Source organism: Pseudomonas simiae, assembly GCF_900111895.1.
GTDB lineage: Bacteria > Pseudomonadota > Gammaproteobacteria > Pseudomonadales > Pseudomonadaceae > Aquipseudomonas > Aquipseudomonas simiae.
This window is the reverse complement of record NZ_FOKB01000009.1, coordinates 125840-141905: the sequence shown is the minus strand read 5'-3', so window position 1 is coordinate 141905 and position 16066 is coordinate 125840. Positions and strand designations below refer to the sequence as shown.

The 16066-nt window shown below is 60.5% G+C and carries 14 protein-coding genes; 9 read left to right on the top strand and 5 right to left on the bottom strand.

All coding sequences use genetic code 11. From position 1 onward, the window contains the following. Positions 1-2 precede the first annotated feature (2 nt). Both pncB and BMZ57_RS24185 read right to left on the bottom strand, forming a co-directional pair. Positions 3-1217 carry a nicotinate phosphoribosyltransferase gene (gene pncB, locus BMZ57_RS24190; protein WP_010213584.1) on the bottom strand — a complete coding sequence of 405 codons (1215 nt, stop codon included), beginning with the start codon at positions 1215-1217 and terminating at the stop codon, positions 3-5. Between the two features lie 207 nt (positions 1218-1424). Next, positions 1425-2315: a LysR family transcriptional regulator gene (locus BMZ57_RS24185; RefSeq protein WP_021493238.1), complete on the bottom strand. Its 891-nt coding sequence runs from the start codon at positions 2313-2315 to the stop codon at positions 1425-1427. 154 nt (positions 2316-2469) lie between these two features. On the opposite strand from BMZ57_RS24185, the gene amaB reads away from it, so the two are divergent. The 9 genes from amaB to BMZ57_RS24140 all read left to right on the top strand — a co-directional run bounded on the left by amaB (position 2470) and on the right by BMZ57_RS24140 (position 13582). Further along, a complete protein-coding gene (gene amaB / locus BMZ57_RS24180) occupies positions 2470-3960 on the top strand; it encodes an L-piperidine-6-carboxylate dehydrogenase (RefSeq protein WP_010213580.1) in 1491 nt (496 codons plus the stop codon). A gap of 178 nt (positions 3961-4138) precedes the next feature. After that, a complete protein-coding gene (gene amaA / locus BMZ57_RS24175; protein ID WP_010213579.1) occupies positions 4139-5422 on the top strand; it encodes an L-pipecolate oxidase in 1284 nt (427 codons plus the stop codon). A gap of 374 nt (positions 5423-5796) precedes the next feature. Then, entirely contained in the window at positions 5797-6933 is a 1137-nt protein-coding gene (locus BMZ57_RS24170; RefSeq protein ID WP_010213577.1) for a branched-chain amino acid ABC transporter substrate-binding protein, read from the top strand. A 231-nt stretch (positions 6934-7164) separates the two neighbouring features. Next, entirely contained in the window at positions 7165-8079 is a 915-nt protein-coding gene (locus tag BMZ57_RS24165; protein WP_010213575.1) for an ABC transporter permease subunit, read from the top strand. Between the two features lie 2 nt (positions 8080-8081). Further along, positions 8082-9359 carry a high-affinity branched-chain amino acid ABC transporter permease LivM gene (livM, locus tag BMZ57_RS24160; protein ID WP_010213574.1) on the top strand — a complete coding sequence of 426 codons (1278 nt, stop codon included), beginning with the start codon at positions 8082-8084 and terminating at the stop codon, positions 9357-9359. Further along, the gene (locus BMZ57_RS24155; protein ID WP_010213571.1) at positions 9356-10231 is read left to right on the top strand and encodes an ABC transporter ATP-binding protein; all 876 of its coding nucleotides are present in this window, start codon (positions 9356-9358) and stop codon (positions 10229-10231) included. The genes livM and BMZ57_RS24155 overlap by 4 nt, the downstream gene beginning before the upstream one ends. Continuing rightward, positions 10228-10944, top strand: a complete 717-nt coding sequence (locus tag BMZ57_RS24150) for an ABC transporter ATP-binding protein (protein ID WP_010213569.1) — start codon at positions 10228-10230, stop codon at positions 10942-10944. Before BMZ57_RS24155 ends, BMZ57_RS24150 begins: the two co-directional genes overlap by 4 nt. A 785-nt stretch (positions 10945-11729) precedes the next feature. After that, the gene (locus BMZ57_RS24145) at positions 11730-12497 is read left to right on the top strand and encodes an SDR family oxidoreductase (RefSeq protein WP_010213568.1); all 768 of its coding nucleotides are present in this window, start codon (positions 11730-11732) and stop codon (positions 12495-12497) included. Between the two features lie 179 nt (positions 12498-12676). After that, positions 12677-13582, top strand: coding sequence for a cation diffusion facilitator family transporter (locus BMZ57_RS24140; protein ID WP_021493237.1), 906 nt, complete (start codon positions 12677-12679; stop codon positions 13580-13582). On the opposite strand, the gene BMZ57_RS24135 is transcribed toward BMZ57_RS24140, so the two are convergent. The 3 genes from BMZ57_RS24135 to ureG form a co-directional block, all read right to left on the bottom strand. Further along, a complete protein-coding gene (locus tag BMZ57_RS24135) occupies positions 13554-14672 on the bottom strand; it encodes an AGE family epimerase/isomerase (protein WP_069672801.1) in 1119 nt (372 codons plus the stop codon). The two genes, BMZ57_RS24140 and BMZ57_RS24135, sit on opposite strands and share 29 nt — an antisense overlap. Positions 14673-14853: 181 nt before the next feature. Then, positions 14854-15423 carry a HupE/UreJ family protein gene (locus tag BMZ57_RS24130; protein ID WP_069672800.1) on the bottom strand — a complete coding sequence of 190 codons (570 nt, stop codon included), beginning with the start codon at positions 15421-15423 and terminating at the stop codon, positions 14854-14856. Positions 15424-15445: 22 nt separating this feature from the next. Next, complete coding sequence (gene ureG / locus BMZ57_RS24125; RefSeq protein WP_010213562.1) at positions 15446-16060, bottom strand: urease accessory protein UreG; 615 nt, start codon at positions 16058-16060, stop codon at positions 15446-15448. Positions 16061-16066: the final 6 nt, after the last annotated feature.

Sequence of the window (16066 nt, the reverse complement as noted above, 5' to 3'; positions counted from 1 at the left end):
ATTCACTCCTTGCTAGAGATGGCAGGTACTTTGAAAACATGACGCAAATAGGCGACGAAATTCGGGTCGGTGCAATGTGTCTTGCCCGCTTCATCGGAGATCTTCGCGACGGGCTGGCCATTGCAGGCGGTCATTTTAAGCACGATGCTCATCGGTTCCACACCTGGAATGTCGCACGTCAGGTTGGTGCCGATGCCAAAGCTCACGTTAATGCGACCACGCAGCGCCCGGAATATCTCCAGCGCTTTTGGCAGTGAAAGGCTGTCGGAGAATACCAACGTCTTGCTCATCGGCTCGATGCCGAGCTTGTGGTAATGGGCGATGGCTTTTTCCGCCCATTGCACGGGGTCGCCGGAGTCATGGCGCAGGCCGTCAAACAGCTTGGCGAAGTACAGGTCGAAGTCGCCCAGGAACGCATCGGTGGTGATGCAGTCGGTCAGGGCGATACCCAGCAGGCCACGGTATTCGCGGACCCAGCAGTCGAGCGCGGCGATCTGGCTGTCGATCAGGCGGGGGCCCAGTTGCTGGTGGGCCATGATCCATTCGTGGGCCATGGTGCCCAGTGGCTTCATGTCCAGTTCGCGGGCCAGGTGCACGTTGCTGGTGCCGACGAAACGGCCGGGGAAGTCGTGCTTGAGTACGCTGACCACTTCTTCCTGCACGCGGTACGAGAAGCGCCGACGCGTGCCGAAGTCTGCCACTTGCAGCTCCGACAACTCGTCACTGCTGGCATTGGCGGTCAGCCAGTCGAATTTGCGGTACAGCTGTTCGCGAGCCTGTTCGAGGACCACGGTCTGGTAGCGGTAGCGGTTACGCACTTCGCTGACGATGGCCAGCATCGGCACTTCAAACAGGATCACATGCAGCCATGGCCCGCGCAGACGAATGAATAATTCGCCGTTTTCGATACCGGTCTGCACGTAACGCAGGTTGAAACGAAACAGCCCGAGGAAGCGCAGGAAGTCCGGCTTCATGAAGCTGATGCGCTCCAGGAAACCCAATTGGTCGGGGCTCAGGCTCAACTCGGCGAGGCGTTCGATCTGGTAGCGGATCTCTGCCAGATAGGGACGCAGGTCTTCGCTGTTACGGCAACGAAACTCCCATTCAACTTCCACGTTGGGGTAGTTGTGCAGCACCGCCTGCATCATGGTCAGCTTGTAGAAGTCGGTGTCGAGCAAGTTCTGCACGATGCGATCGGCAAACACACTCTCGCTCATAACGGGAATCTCCAGACGGGTCGGCGATGGTCGCCGGCCTTTACGCACAATTAAGGAAGGGGGCTAGTGGCGCATAGACCTGTGGGGTTTTGCCAGTGATTTTTTCGGTGAAGCCACTGGCGCCATCGCAGGCAAGCCAGCTCCCACATTTGAAACGCATGCCAAACTGGGGGAGGTGGCTTGCCTGGGGTGGCGATTTTCCAGGCGCTAAAGCACCTGCTCCATCATCCACTTTACGAACTCGCGCACCTTGGGCACCTCCGCCGAATGCTCCGGGTAGGCCAGGTAATACGCGTCCTCACTCGGCATCGCATGCTGCCAGGGGATCACCAGCTTGCCGTCGGCCAGTTCCTCTTCCACCAGGAATCGCGGCAACAGCGCCACGCCACAGCCGACCTGCGCTGCACGGATGCACATATAAAAGGTGTCGAAACGCGGCCCGTGATAGCTGTGCTCGGTCTGGTAGCCCTGGCTGGCGAACCAGTCATGCCAGCCTTGGGGGCGCGAGGCGTTTTGCAGCAGCACCAGGTTGCTCAGCTGTGTGGGGTCGGTGAACGGCTGTGCGGGCAAGCTCTCCGGCGCGCACACCGGTACAAGTTCTTCGCTGAACAGCTTCAGGCTCTCGGTGCCGGGGCGTGAACCCTGGCCGAAGTAGAAGGCCATGTCGGCCTTGCCTTGCAGCAGTTCGTCCGGCTCCTGCTCGTTGCACAGGTCGAGGTGGATCTGCGGATGGCGCAGCCGCCAGCCCTTGAGGCGCGGCACCAGCCAGCGTGCGCCGAAGGTGTAGGGCGTGGACACCCGCAGCACTTCGGTTTCGCCGCCGTAGGAGCGCAGGTAATGGGTAGACATCTCCACCTGGGTGAGGATCTTGCGCACTTCCACCAGGTACAGGTCGCCGGCCGGGGTCATCTGCAAGCGCCGGCGCACGCGACGGAACAGCAGATGCTGCAGCAACTCTTCCAATTGCGCCACCTGCTTGCTCACCGCGCTCTGCGTGAGGTTCAGTTCCTCGGCGGCGCGGGTGAAGCTCAGGTGGCGGGTGGCGGCTTCGAAGCACTGCAGGGCGGTGATCGAGGGCAAATGTCTTTTGTTCAGCACGGCACGCCTCTTTTTATTTTTTGCATGAATAAACGGAATGATATCTCGCCTAATCGTCGTTTGTTGGCAAGTCTTGGGCCAGCTACAAATAAGGTCTGGATCGTCGTGCGGGCCGCGGCGCAATTTTTCTGTTTTTAGTGTGAAGGAGTGACCCATGGTTGCCGCATTGCTTGATCGTCTCGGGGTAAACCCGGCGCTGTACCAGTCGGGCAAGCAGCCCGTGCATTCGCCGATCGATGGCAGCCGTATCGGCAGCGTGCACTGGGAAGGTGCCGCCGAGGTGGAGCAACAGGTCAGTCGCGCGGAGCATGCATTCGAGGCCTGGCGCAAAGTGCCGGCCCCGCGTCGTGGCGAGTTGGTGCGCCAGTTCGGTGACGTGTTGCGCGAATACAAGGCCGACCTGGGCGAATTGGTGTCGTGGGAAGCCGGCAAGATCACCCAGGAAGGCCTGGGTGAAGTCCAGGAAATGATCGATATCTGCGACTTCGCCGTTGGCCTGTCGCGTCAGTTGTACGGCTTGACCATCGCCTCCGAACGCCCAGGCCACCATATGCGTGAAACCTGGCATCCGCTGGGCGTGGTTGGTGTGATCAGTGCGTTCAACTTCCCGGTCGCGGTGTGGGCGTGGAACACCACCCTGGCGCTGGTATGCGGCAACGCCGTGATCTGGAAACCCTCGGAAAAGACCCCGCTCACGGCTTTGGCCTGCCAGGCGTTGTTCGAGCGCGTGCTGAAGAAATTCGACGGCGCCCCTGAGTACTTGAGCCAAGTGATTATCGGTGGCCGCGATGCAGGGGCCGCACTGGTGGACGACCCACGCGTCGCCCTGATCAGCGCCACCGGCAGCACGCGCATGGGCCGTGAAGTGGCGCCGAAAGTCGCCGCACGCTTTGCCCGCAGCATCCTGGAGTTGGGTGGCAACAACGCGATGATTCTCGGCCCAAGCGCCGACCTGGACATGGCCGTGCGCGCCATTCTGTTCAGCGCCGTCGGCACTGCTGGTCAACGCTGCACCACCCTGCGTCGGCTGATCGCCCATGAGTCGGTGAAGGCCGAAATCGTCACCCGTCTCAAGGCCGCCTATTCCAAGGTGCGCATCGGCCACCCGCTGGAGGGCAACCTGATCGGCCCGCTGATCGACAAGCACGGCTTCGACAACATGCAGGACGCCCTGGAGCAAGCCTTGAGCGAAGGCGGCAAGGTGTTCGGCGGCAAGCGCCAGTTGGAAGACCAATTCCCCAATGCCTATTACGTGTCGCCGGCCATTGTGGAAATGCCCGAGCAAAGTGATGTGGTGTGTACCGAGACCTTCGCCCCGATCCTCTATGTGATCGGCTACAGCGACTTCAACGAAGCCCTGCGCCTGAACAACGCCGTGCCTCAAGGCCTGTCGTCGTGCATCTTCACCACCGATGTGCGGGAGGCTGAGCAGTTCATGTCAGCTGTGGGCAGCGACTGCGGTATCGCCAACGTCAACATCGGCCCGAGCGGCGCGGAAATCGGCGGTGCGTTTGGCGGTGAGAAAGAGACCGGTGGCGGGCGTGAGTCGGGTTCGGATGCGTGGCGCGGGTACATGCGTCGCCAGACCAACACCGTGAACTACTCGCTGGAATTGCCGCTGGCCCAGGGCATTACCTTCGACTAAACCACTGACGAAACGCGGTTGAAAATGTGGGAGTGGGCTTGCTCGCGAATGCAGGGTGTCAGTCAATAGATTTACAGCTGATCCACCGCATTCGCGAGCAAGCCCGCTCCCACATTTGATTGGATTACCCAGTCGACACTGAATTTAGTTGTTTGTTAGGTCTCATCGGAGTCTGGCAATGGCACTGCGCGAAACATGTTTGTGGGAACACCTCACCCCCAGCCGGCCGGACCGTGCCGCGCTCAAGGGCGAGGTCAAGGTGGATGTGTGCGTGATCGGCGCCGGAATAACCGGTTTGTCGGCGGCCACGCATTTGCTGGAGCAAGGTAAAAGCGTCGCTGTGCTGGAGGCCCATCGCACCGGCCATGGTGGTTCGGGGCGCAATGTGGGACTGGTCAACGCCGGTATGTGGATCCCGCCGGACGAAATCGAAGCCGGTTTCGGCGAAGCGGTGGGCAGCCAGCTCAATCGCATGCTGGGTGCGGCACCGTCCCTGGTGTTCAGCCTGATCGACAAATACAACATCGATTGCCAATTACGCCGCGAAGGCACCTTGCACATGGCGCACAACGCCCGTGGCGAGGCGGATTTGCGCAGCCGTGAAGAACAATGGAAGCGCCGTGGCGCGCCGGTGGAGTTACTCACCGGCCAGGCCTGCGAGCAGGCCACCGGTACCAAAAGGATCGCCGCCGCCTTGCTGGATCGGCGTGCCGGTACCCTGAACCCGATGGCCTACACCAGTGGTTTGGCCAACGCGGCGGTCGGTCTGGGCGGGCAGTTGTTCGACCATTCTCCTGTCACCCAGCTGGAACGCCAGGGCGCGCACTGGTCGGTGCAAACCGCGCAGGGTTCAGTGCAGGCTGCACAGGTGGTGATTGCCTCCAACGCCTACACCGAAGGCGAGTGGACCGAACTGCGGCGCAATTTTTTCCCCGGTTATTACTACCAGGTCGCGTCGGCCCCGCTGACGGACGACGCGGCCAGCCAAATCCTGCCGGGTGGTCAAGGTTCCTGGGACACGCGCCAGGTCTTGAGCAGCATCCGCCGCGATGCCGACGGTCGTCTGTTGCTCGGCAGCCTGGGCAATGGCAGCCAGAAACCGACGTGGTTCCTCAAGGCGTGGGCCGATCGGGTGCAGCAGCACTACTTCCCCTACCTCAAATCGGTGCAGTGGGAGTACACCTGGACTGGCTGCATCGCCTTCACCCCGGACCACTTGATGCGCCTGTTCGAGCCGGCGCCCGGCCTTGTGGCCGTTACGGGATATAACGGCCGCGGCGTGACCACCGGCAGCGTGGTCGGCAAGGCGTTTGCCGACTATTTATGTCACCAGAATCCCCAGGCGCTGCCGATTCCCTTCGCGCCGATGCAACCCCTGGCGGGGGTGGGCTTGCGTAGCTGTCTGTATGAGGCTGGATTTTCGCTGTATCACGCGGGCCAATGCCTGAGGATCGTGATCTGATCAGCGAAATACCGCTCAGAAGCCCGCATTTTCTTAGCAGGCTACTAATCTGTATTGGTGCAAGTCGTAGCAATCACGCACTGTAAATGTGCAGTTCCGTTACGCCGTTTGTTACAGCGATAGGAACTGTCGTTTATAGGCCTGGTTGCAGGTGCGACCTGTCGCGGTTGTACTGTTTGGATCCATTGGTTGCACCTTTAGGTGCTAGAGGGTTGCACGTCCTGGCGAATGGAGCCGAAACACCTGCAATAACAATGACACCGTGTCTTTTTGAAGAATAAAAACGTAATGGCACGCGCCTTGCTCTGGGCTTTCAGTGAAAGGTTTGAATGCAAGCTGTCGTGCCAAAAATCAAAAATATCGGAGCACCACTCATGTCCCAGACGTTTTACAAGAAAGGTTTTCTGGCCCTCGCCGTTGCAGCGGCGCTGGGTGTTTCTACGTTTGTTCAAGCTGATGTGAAGATCGGCGTCGCGGGGCCGATGACCGGTGCCAACGCCGCTTTCGGTGAGCAGTACATGAAGGGTGCCCAGGCGGCAGCCGATGTGATCAACAAGGCCGGCGGCATCAACGGCGAGAAAATCGTGCTGGTGGCCGGTGACGATGCTTGCGAACCCAAGCAGGCCGTCGCTGTTGCCAACCGCCTGGCCGACCAGGACAAAGTGATCGGCGTGGTCGGGCACTTCTGCTCCTCCAACACCATCCCGGCCTCCGAGGTGTATGACGAAGCCGGCATCATCGCCATCACCCCAGGCTCCACCAACCCACAAGTGACCGAGCGCGGCCTGGGGGCCATGTTCCGTATGTGCGGGCGTGACGACCAGCAAGGCATCGTTGCCGGCGACTACATCGTCGACGTGCTCAAGGGCAAGAAAGTCGCCGTCATCAACGACAAGGACACCTACGGCAAAGGCCTGGCCGATGCCACCGCAGCCCAGTTGACCAAGCGCGGCGTCAAGCCGGTGCTGGAAGAAGGCCTGACCCGTGGCGAGAAAGACTTCAGCGCCTTGGTCACCAAGATCCGCTCCACCGGTGCTGACGTTGTGTACTTCGGCGGCCTGCACCCGGAAGCCGGTCCACTGGTTCGCCAGATCCGTGAAGCCGGTTTGAAAGACGTCAAGTTCATGTCCGATGACGGCGTAGTGACCGACGAACTGGTTGCCACTGCTGGCGGCGCGCAATACGTCGACGGCGTGTACATGACCTTTGGCGCCGACCCGCGCCTGCTGCCAGACAGCAAAGCGGTGGTGGAAGAGTTCCGTAAAAACGGCACCGAGCCGGAAGGCTACACCCTGTACGCCTACGCCTCGGTCCAGGCCCTGGCCGCCGGCTTCAACGGTGCCAAGTCCAACAAGGGCGAAGATGCCGCCAAGTGGCTCAAGGCTCACCCGGTAAAAACCGTCATGGGCGAAAAAGCCTGGGATTCCAAGGGCGACCTGAAAATCTCCGACTACGTGGTTTACCAGTGGGATAAAGACGGCAAATACCACCAGCTGGAAAAGCAGAAGTAAGACTAATCACCCAAAGACCCTGTGGGAGCAGGGTTTGTGTGGGCGCTGGCTTGCCTTCGATTGCATCACCTCTGTAGCGCTGAAGTACCGAGGCGTGTACATCGCAGGCAAGCCAGCCCCCACCCAAGCCCGCTCCCGGAGGGGAGTGGTGTCGTGATGAATATCTGTTTTTTCCTCCAGAAGCGCCGCACACCCTCCGGTGTGCAGGTGCTCACCGCGTGAGATTGCGTTATGGATGGTATTTTCCTGCAGCAACTGGTCAACGGCCTGACCCTCGGGTCGGTCTATGGCCTGATCGCCATCGGCTACACAATGGTCTATGGCATCATTGGCATGATCAACTTCGCCCACGGCGAGGTTTATATGATTTCCGCTTACCTCGCGGCGATCAGTCTGGCACTGCTGGCTTACTTCGGCATCGAATCCTTCCCGCTGCTCATTCTCGGCACCTTGATCTTCACCGTGGTCGTCACCGGCGTTTACGGTTGGGTCATCGAGCGTGTCGCCTACAAACCGCTGCGCAACTCCACCCGACTGGCACCGCTGATCAGCGCCATCGGTATCTCGCTGATCCTGCAGAACTACGCGCAGATCGCCCAGGGCGCCAAGCAACAGGGTATTCCTACCCTGCTGGCCGGGGCCTGGCGTGTCGACATCGGCAGCGGGTTCGTCCAGCTCACCTATACCAAGGTGTTCATCCTTGTGGCGGCGTTTGCCGGCATGGCGTTGCTCACTTATGTCATCAAATACACCAAGCTCGGCCGCATGTGCCGCGCTACCCAGCAAGACCGCAAGATGGCATCGATCCTCGGCATCAACACCGACCGGGTGATCTCCTATGTGTTCGTCATCGGCGCCGCCATGGCTGCCTTGGCCGGCGTGCTGATCACCCTCAACTACGGCACCTTCGACTTCTATGCCGGCTTCATCATCGGCATCAAGGCGTTCACCGCGGCGGTACTCGGCGGCATTGGCTCCCTGCCTGGGGCGATGTTGGGCGGGATCATCCTCGGTATCTCCGAGTCGTTGTTTTCGGGGTTGATCAACTCTGACTACAAAGACGTGTTCAGTTTCTCCCTGCTGGTGGTGATTCTGATTTTCCGTCCCCAGGGCCTGCTTGGTCGCCCACTTGTGGCGAAGGTGTAAACATGTCTGCTGCCAAACCCATCGATATCAAGAAAAGTGTGGTCGATACAGTCCTCGCCGGGCTGATTTCACTGGTCGTGTTCGGTCCGATCGTCGGCGTGGTCCTCGACGGCTACAGCTTCAACCTGGAACCGGCCCGCGTGGCCCTGCTGGTGGCCATCGTGATGGTCGGCCGCTTTGCCATGAGCCTGTTCCTGCAAACCCCCAAGGGCGTGAAGATCCTGCAGGGCTTCGAGAGCACCGGCTCCGGCGTGCACGTACTGGCGCCGGACTACAAGTCGCGGCTGCGCTGGATCATCCCGGCACTGATCGTGATTGCCATCGTGTTCCCGATCTTCGCCAACAAGTACCTGCTCACGGTGGTGATCCTCGGGCTGATCTATGTGTTGCTTGGCCTGGGCCTCAATATTGTGGTCGGCCTGGCGGGCCTGCTCGACCTGGGTTACGTGGCGTTCTACGCCATCGGTGCCTACGGCCTGGCATTGGGTTATCAATACCTCGGCCTGGGCTTCTGGACGGTGCTGCCACTGGCGGCCATCGCGGCGGCGTTAGCGGGATGCATACTCGGGTTCCCGGTGTTGCGAATGCACGGTGACTACCTGGCCATCGTGACCCTGGGCTTTGGTGAAATCATCCGCCTGGTGCTCAACAACTGGCTGTCGTTTACCGGTGGGCCCAACGGCATGCCGGTGCCATCGCCGACCTTCCTCGGCCTGGAGTTCGGCAAGCGCGCCAAGGATGGCGGGATACCTTTCCATGAGTTCTTCGGCATCGACTACAACCCCAACATCAAATTCCTGTTCATCTACATCGTGCTTTTCCTGGTGGTGCTGGCCGTGCTGTACATCAAACATCGCCTGACCCGCATGCCGGTCGGCCGCGCCTGGGAAGCCTTGCGCGAAGATGAAATCGCCTGCCGTTCCATGGGCCTGAACCACGTATTGGTCAAGCTTTCGGCGTTCACCATCGGTGCCTCCACCGCCGGTCTGGCCGGGGTGTTTTTTGCCAGCTACCAGGGCTTCGTCAACCCGTCGTCGTTCACCTTCTTCGAGTCGGCGCTGATCCTCGCCATCGTGGTACTGGGCGGCATGGGCTCGACGGTCGGCGTGGTGATCGCGGCGTTTGTATTGACCGTCGCACCGGAACTGCTGCGCAGCTTCTCCGAATACCGCGTGCTGCTATTTGGCGTGTTGATGGTGGTGATGATGATCTGGCGACCGCGCGGCTTGATTCGGATCAGCCGTACCGGTGTGACCCCACGTAAAGGAGTGGCGCCATGAGCAAGGAAGTCGTGCTCTCCGTGGAACATTTGATGATGCACTTCGGTGGCATCAAGGCCTTGAGCGATGTGAGTCTCAAGGTCGAACGCAACTCGATCTTCGCCCTGATCGGCCCCAACGGCGCCGGCAAGACCACGGTGTTCAACTGCCTCACCGGCTTCTACAAAGCCAGCGGCGGCAAGATCGAACTGAACATTCGCGGCAAGCGGACCAACGTGATCCAGTTGCTCGGTGAACGTTTCCAGCCCACCGACTTTGTGTCGCCCAAACGCTTCTTCAGCCGGGTGTTCTACAAGATGTTCGGCGGCACCCACTGGGTGAACCGCGCCGGGTTGGCGCGGACGTTCCAGAACATTCGCCTGTTCAAGGAAATGTCAGTGGTGGAAAACCTGCTGGTGGCCCAGCACATGTGGGTCAACCGCAACATGCTCGCGGGTATCCTCAACACCAAGGGCTACCGCAAGGCCGAAAGCGATGCCCTCGATCACGCCTTCTACTGGCTGGAAGTGGTGGACCTGGTCGACTGCGCCAACCGCCTGGCCGGTGAGCTCTCCTACGGCCAGCAGCGCCGCCTGGAGATCGCCCGCGCCATGTGCACCCGGCCGCAGATCATCTGCCTGGATGAACCTGCTGCGGGCCTCAACCCTCAGGAAACCGAAGCCCTCAGCGCGATGATTCGCCTGCTGCGCGACGAACACGACCTGACGGTGGTGCTGATCGAACACGACATGGGCATGGTGATGAGTATTTCCGACCACATCGTGGTACTGGACCACGGCAACGTGATCGCCGAGGGCGGGCCGGACGCGATCCGCAACGACCCGAAAGTGATTGCCGCCTATCTGGGCGCCGACGAAGAGGAGCTGGTATGAGTGCACCTATCCTCGAAATGAAGGACCTGGACGTGTACTACGGCCCGATCCAGGCCCTGAAAAAAGTCTCGCTGCATATCAACGAAGGCGAAACCGTCAGCCTGATCGGCTCCAACGGCGCGGGCAAATCCACGCTGCTGATGTCGATCTTCGGCCAGCCACGGGCCGAGTCGGGCCAGATTCTCTACAACGGTGTCGACATTACCCACAAATCGTCGCACTACATCGCTTCCAACGGTATTGCGCAGTCACCGGAAGGGCGGCGGGTATTCCCCGACATGACCGTCGAGGAAAACCTGTTGATGGGCACCATCCCCATTGGCGACAAGTTTGCCCAGGAAGACATGCAACGCATGTTCGAGCTGTTCCCACGGCTCAAGGAACGACGTAATCAACGCGCCATGACCATGTCCGGCGGCGAGCAGCAAATGCTCGCCATCGCCCGCGCGCTGATGAGCCGGCCCAAGCTGTTGCTGCTCGACGAACCGAGCCTGGGCCTGGCGCCGATTGTGGTGAAGCAGATCTTTTCCACCCTGCGTGAGCTGGCATCCACCGGGATGACCATCTTCCTGGTGGAGCAGAACGCCAACCACGCGCTGCGCCTGTCGGACCGCGCGTATGTGATGGTTAACGGCGAGATTCGCCTGACAGGCACCGGTAAGGAATTGCTGGTGAATGAGGAAGTGCGCAACGCCTACCTCGGCGGGCACTAATCTAAAGGTTGGCGCAGCCCCCCTGTGGGAGCGGGCTTGCTCGCGAATGCAGTGGATCAGTCAGTACACCTGAAACTGACCCACCGCACTCGCGAGCAAGCCCGCTCCCACATTTGTTTTGTGGCATTCACAACGTCTCCGCCAAATTGTGGAAAACAAATCCAGGCTCCCTCCAAAGCGCGACATATAGCCGCCGCAAATCTCTGTTTTGTCACAGTTTTGACTTGTCCCCATCCGCTGTGGAACCGGCTGTGGGTAACGTGGGAGTAGCTGGCTGAAAGCCAATAACCGCGTGGCTTGTAGCGCGACGGTTGTTTTTTGATCAGCTGGTTTTTGGCAACCGGTAGAGGTCTTTGTCAACCTGTTTATAGACACAGGTATATGACCGAAATATGTCTCGCCAGCCTGTGGATAAGTCTGTGACTAAACTCTGGAAAGACGGCCGCAGAGGCCGGAATGACTGGCCTGGAGCCATCGTTCTGTTTTTCGAGGGGCGACGGGCCTACATACGCCCCGGCCAAGGTCAAGCAAAAAACTTTCTAAAACCGTCTGTAGCCCTTATGAATAGAGGCCTGAAGCATTGTGTAGTTGCCCCCAAAGACTGTGGGCGCAGTTGTGGATAACCTGCGCGCATATGGCTACAAGCCACGGTCTGTAGGGCTTTGCGTGACATGGTTAAAAAGTGATCAGTCCAGTGTCAAGTTGTGTGCTTAGCGGTTGCCGCAATCGCGGCGTAAGGGCATTCTGCTGGCTGATTTTTTCCCGATGCCCGCAAGGAGAACACCATGTCCGACACGCTGTTTATTACTGGCGCAACCTCAGGTTTCGGCGAAGCCTGCGCCCGTCGTTTTGCCGAAGCCGGCTGGAAACTGGTGCTCACCGGCCGTCGTGCCGAGCGTTTGAATGCGCTGGTCGAAGAGCTTTCCAAGCAAACCGAAGTGCACGGCCTGGTGGTGGACGTACGGGATCGCAAAGGCATGGAAGACGCGATCGCCAACCTGCCGCCGTCGTTCGCCACGCTGCGCGGGCTGATCAACAACGCCGGCCTGGCCGTAGGCACCGACCCTGCGCCCAAGTGCAACCTCGATGATTGGGAAACCATGGTCGACACCAACATCAAGGGCCTGCTGACCACCACCAACCTGCTGCTGCCTCGCTTGATCGCTCACGGTCGTGGCGCGGGTATCATTAACCTGGGCTCGATTGCTGGCAATTACCCGTATCCGGGCAGCCACGTATACGGTGGCTCCAAGGCGTTCGTTAAGCAGTTCTCACTGAACCTGCGCTGTGACCTGCAAGGTACTGGCGTGCGGGTAACCAATATCGAACCGGGCTTGTGCGAGAGCGAGTTCTCGCTGGTGCGTTTTGGCGGTGACCAGGCGCGGTATGACGCGACTTATGCGGGGGCCGAGCCGATCCAGCCGCAGGATATTGCAGACACGATCTTCTGGGTCATGAATACGCCAGCGCATGTGAACATCAACCGGTTGGAGTTGATGCCGGTGAGCCAGACCTGGGCTGGCTTTGCGATCGAGCGTGGGGCCAAGGCTTAAGACCGCTTCGCCCGCATCGCCGGCAAGCCAACTCCACATTTGAGCGTATTCACACAGTCAAAGGTGGGAGCTGGCTTGCCGGCGATGGCGCCAAATCGGCCAAAACACGACATAAGGTACACTCCACCCGGTAAAACCCCTCCGCACCGTGCGGATTTAAGGTTTTGACGGGAGGAAATGTGAGTAACCGAGGTGAGCAGGCACTGCTCAAACAATCGACCATCCTGATGTTCGCAGTCGCGATCGCCGGGATTGTCACGGGTGTGGTATCCGGCGCCCAATCCATTCTGTTCGACGGGTTTTTCTCGCTGATCGCCACCGCCATCAAGGTGTTGATGTTGATCACGGCCAAGCTGATCGCGAAGAAAAGCAACGAACGTTTCCAGTTCGGCTATTGGCATCTGGAGCCCATGGTGCTGCTGATCGAAGGCAGTTTCCTGTTGCTGATCGCCATCTATGCGTTCCTCAACGGCGTGTTCGGCATTATCAATGGCGGCCGCGAGATCGAGTTGGGGCTGGTGATCATCTACGCGGCGGTGTTTACCGTCGTCGAGTTCGCCTACTTCTTCTACGTGCGTTATCGCAATCGCCAGCTGAAATCATCGCTGATCCAGTTCGACAACATCAGCTGGCTGGTGGACGCGATGCTGTCGGTGGGCTTGCTGATCAGTTTCCTCGCGGCACTGTTGCTCAAGTCCCAAGGCTATGGCGAGTGGGCGGTGTATGTCGACCCATTGATCCTGATCCTGCTGGCCTTGAGCATGCTGGCGCCAGCGTTCAAGATCCTGCGCCCGGCCTTGCGCGAGGTACTGGGGATCGCTCCGGACCAGTTGGACGACAAGGTGCGCGAAGTGATGGATGCGGCCCAGGCCAGGCATGGTTTTGACGACTATGTGTCCTACGTGCAAAAGCACGGACGGGCACGGTTTATCGAGATACATGTGGTGTTGCCGGCGGATTACCCGGTGGATAACGTTGCGACCCTGGACGGGCTGCGTGAAGAGATATCCACAGGGCTCGGCACGCCGGATGCGGCGCGCTGGCTGACGATCAGCTTTACCGGAGATCGCAAGTGGATTGCATAAGGCCCTGGTAGCAGGTCGCCAAGTGATATGGCGTGGTCGACGGCATGTCCCGTCGGCTCACGACGCCCTTGGCATCCAGGCATTCATTCCAGCCTTTTGCATGCAGGAAGTGCTGTTGCAACGCCAGCAATTGGCGTTGCAGCAGCGCTTCGCTGTCCGGCCGCAAGGTCAGTGCCCGCAGGTACTCGGCCTGGGCCCAGATACGCTGGGTGCCGTCGCGGACCGTGCCGTCTAGCGCCAACATGCCGCTGACCGCACCGCTGACGTTATCCACACCCTTGAGTTCCGCGTAGGCGAAAGCCCGGGTCAGGGACGCATGCAGCGGCGTACCCCGGAGCACTTCCGAAGACTCCAGCAAAAAGAACCATTCGAACTGGTGCCCCGGCTCGAACCAGTTATCCACAGCGCCCAGCGGTTTTTCCATCATCACGCCGTGCTGGCGGTCGATGAAACGCTGCTGCATGGCCGTCGCCAGCGCCAGCAGGGCGGCTTGCACCTCGGCGTCTGCTCGTACCGCGAGGGTGGCAAGGAACGCTTCGGCCAAGTGCATCAGCGGGTTTTGCAGCGGGCCGGACTTGAGCGATGACCAGTTGCGCTCCAATACGGCCTCGTACAGGCCGTCGCCTGTGGAAAACCGTTTGGCAACGACTTCCAGAGCGGCATTGAGCACCGATTCCACCAACGGCTCACGCACCTTGGCCCAGTAATGGGCGCAGGCAAAGATGATGAAGGCGTGGGTGTAGAGGTCTTTGCGCTTGTCCAGCGGCTGGCCGGACGGGTCGATGCTGTAGAACCAGCCGCCGTGCTCGGCGTCGTGGAAGTGCCGTTGCAGGGACCGGAACAGTGCCGCTGCACGCTCTTGCGCGAAGGCAGCGCCGGGCTCGTCGATTAGGCTGGCAAACAGGTACAACTGCCGGGCGCAGGCCATGGCGCGGTAGCGTTGCGGGGGCAGAGGGCGATGATCGGCGTCGAGCGCCTCATAGGGCAATGCCAGTTCGGCATTCCAGCCCGGACCTTGCCAGAGCGGCACGATCAGGCTGTGGAAGTGCGAAAGCACGGTGTTCAAGGAGGGTTGGGAAGCGCTGGGCATTGGCTGGCGTCGTCACGGCAGGGGTGTAGGCGCGCATGGTATCAGGCTTGGGTTCGGTGGTGTCTGGTCTACCGCTATCGGGGGCAAGCCCCCTCCCACATCTGGACCGTATTTCAAGGATGTACTCGGTCAACTGTGGGAGCGGGCTTGCTCGCGAAGGAGCCTTCAGCAGCGCTGCAAATCAGCCAGCGAGCAACCAAACCCCAGTCGCCGCCGAAGCTGCCCCGGCAATCCGCACCAACGGCGCCGCTGCCGCCGGCAGAAAGCGCACCACCGCATAACCGGCCGCGTGCAGCACCGCGGTTGCACCGACAAACCCGGCTGCATACGCCCAAGGGCTGGACATGTCCGGCAGCTCCAAACCATGCGCCACACCGTGGAACAGTGCGAACAACGCCGTCGCCCCCACCGCCATAAACAACGGCGGACGCACCGCCAGCGCTACCGCCAGGCCCAGGGCCAGCACCGACGCCGCAATCCCGCTTTCCAGCGCCGGCAACGCCAAGCCTTCAAAACCCAGCACGCCGCCGATCAGCATGGTGCCGACAAAGGTGCACGGCAGTGCCCAGCGCGCTGCGCCTTTTTGTTGGGCGGCCCACAAACCGACCGCCACCATGGCCAGCAAGTGGTCGATGCCACTCAGGGGGTGGCTGATACCGGCCACCAGGCCGTTGTCGCCATGGCCAGGGTGAGCGAAGGCCAGGGCTGGGGCCAGCAGCAGGGCGGCGGTGAAGAGTTTCTTGAGGCTCATGGACAGGTTCCTTAAGGGTTGATCAGGCGGCGGTCAGCAAGCCTTGGCGTTCGATGAAGGCGACGATGTCCTCCAGGCCGACACCGGTTTTCTGGTTGCTGAACACAAAGGGTTTGCCGTTGCGCATGCGGGTGGTGTCGCTGTTCATCAGCTCCAGCGACGCGCCGACCAAGGGCGCCAGGTCGATCTTGTTGATCACCAGCAGGTCGGATTTGCAGATGCCAGGTCCGCCCTTGCGTGGCAGCTTGTCGCCGGCGGACACGTCGATCACGTAGATGGTCAGGTCCGACAGCTCCGGGCTGAAGGTGGCCGAGAGGTTGTCGCCGCCGGACTCCACCAGGATCAGGTCGAGTCCAGGGAAGCGGCGGTTGAGCTGGTCGACGGCTTCCAGGTTGATCGAGGCGTCTTCGCGGATCGCCGTGTGCGGGCAGCCGCCGGTTTCCACGCCGATGATGCGCTCCGGCGCGAGGGCCTGGTTGCGCACCAGGAAGTCCGCATCTTCGCGGGTGTAGATGTCGTTGGTGACCACCGCCAAGTTGTAGCGATCACGCAGCGCGAGGCACAAGGCCAGGGTCAGGGCCGTCTTGCCGGAGCCCACCGGGCCGCCGATACCGACACGCAAAGGTTGGGTGTTCATATGTGC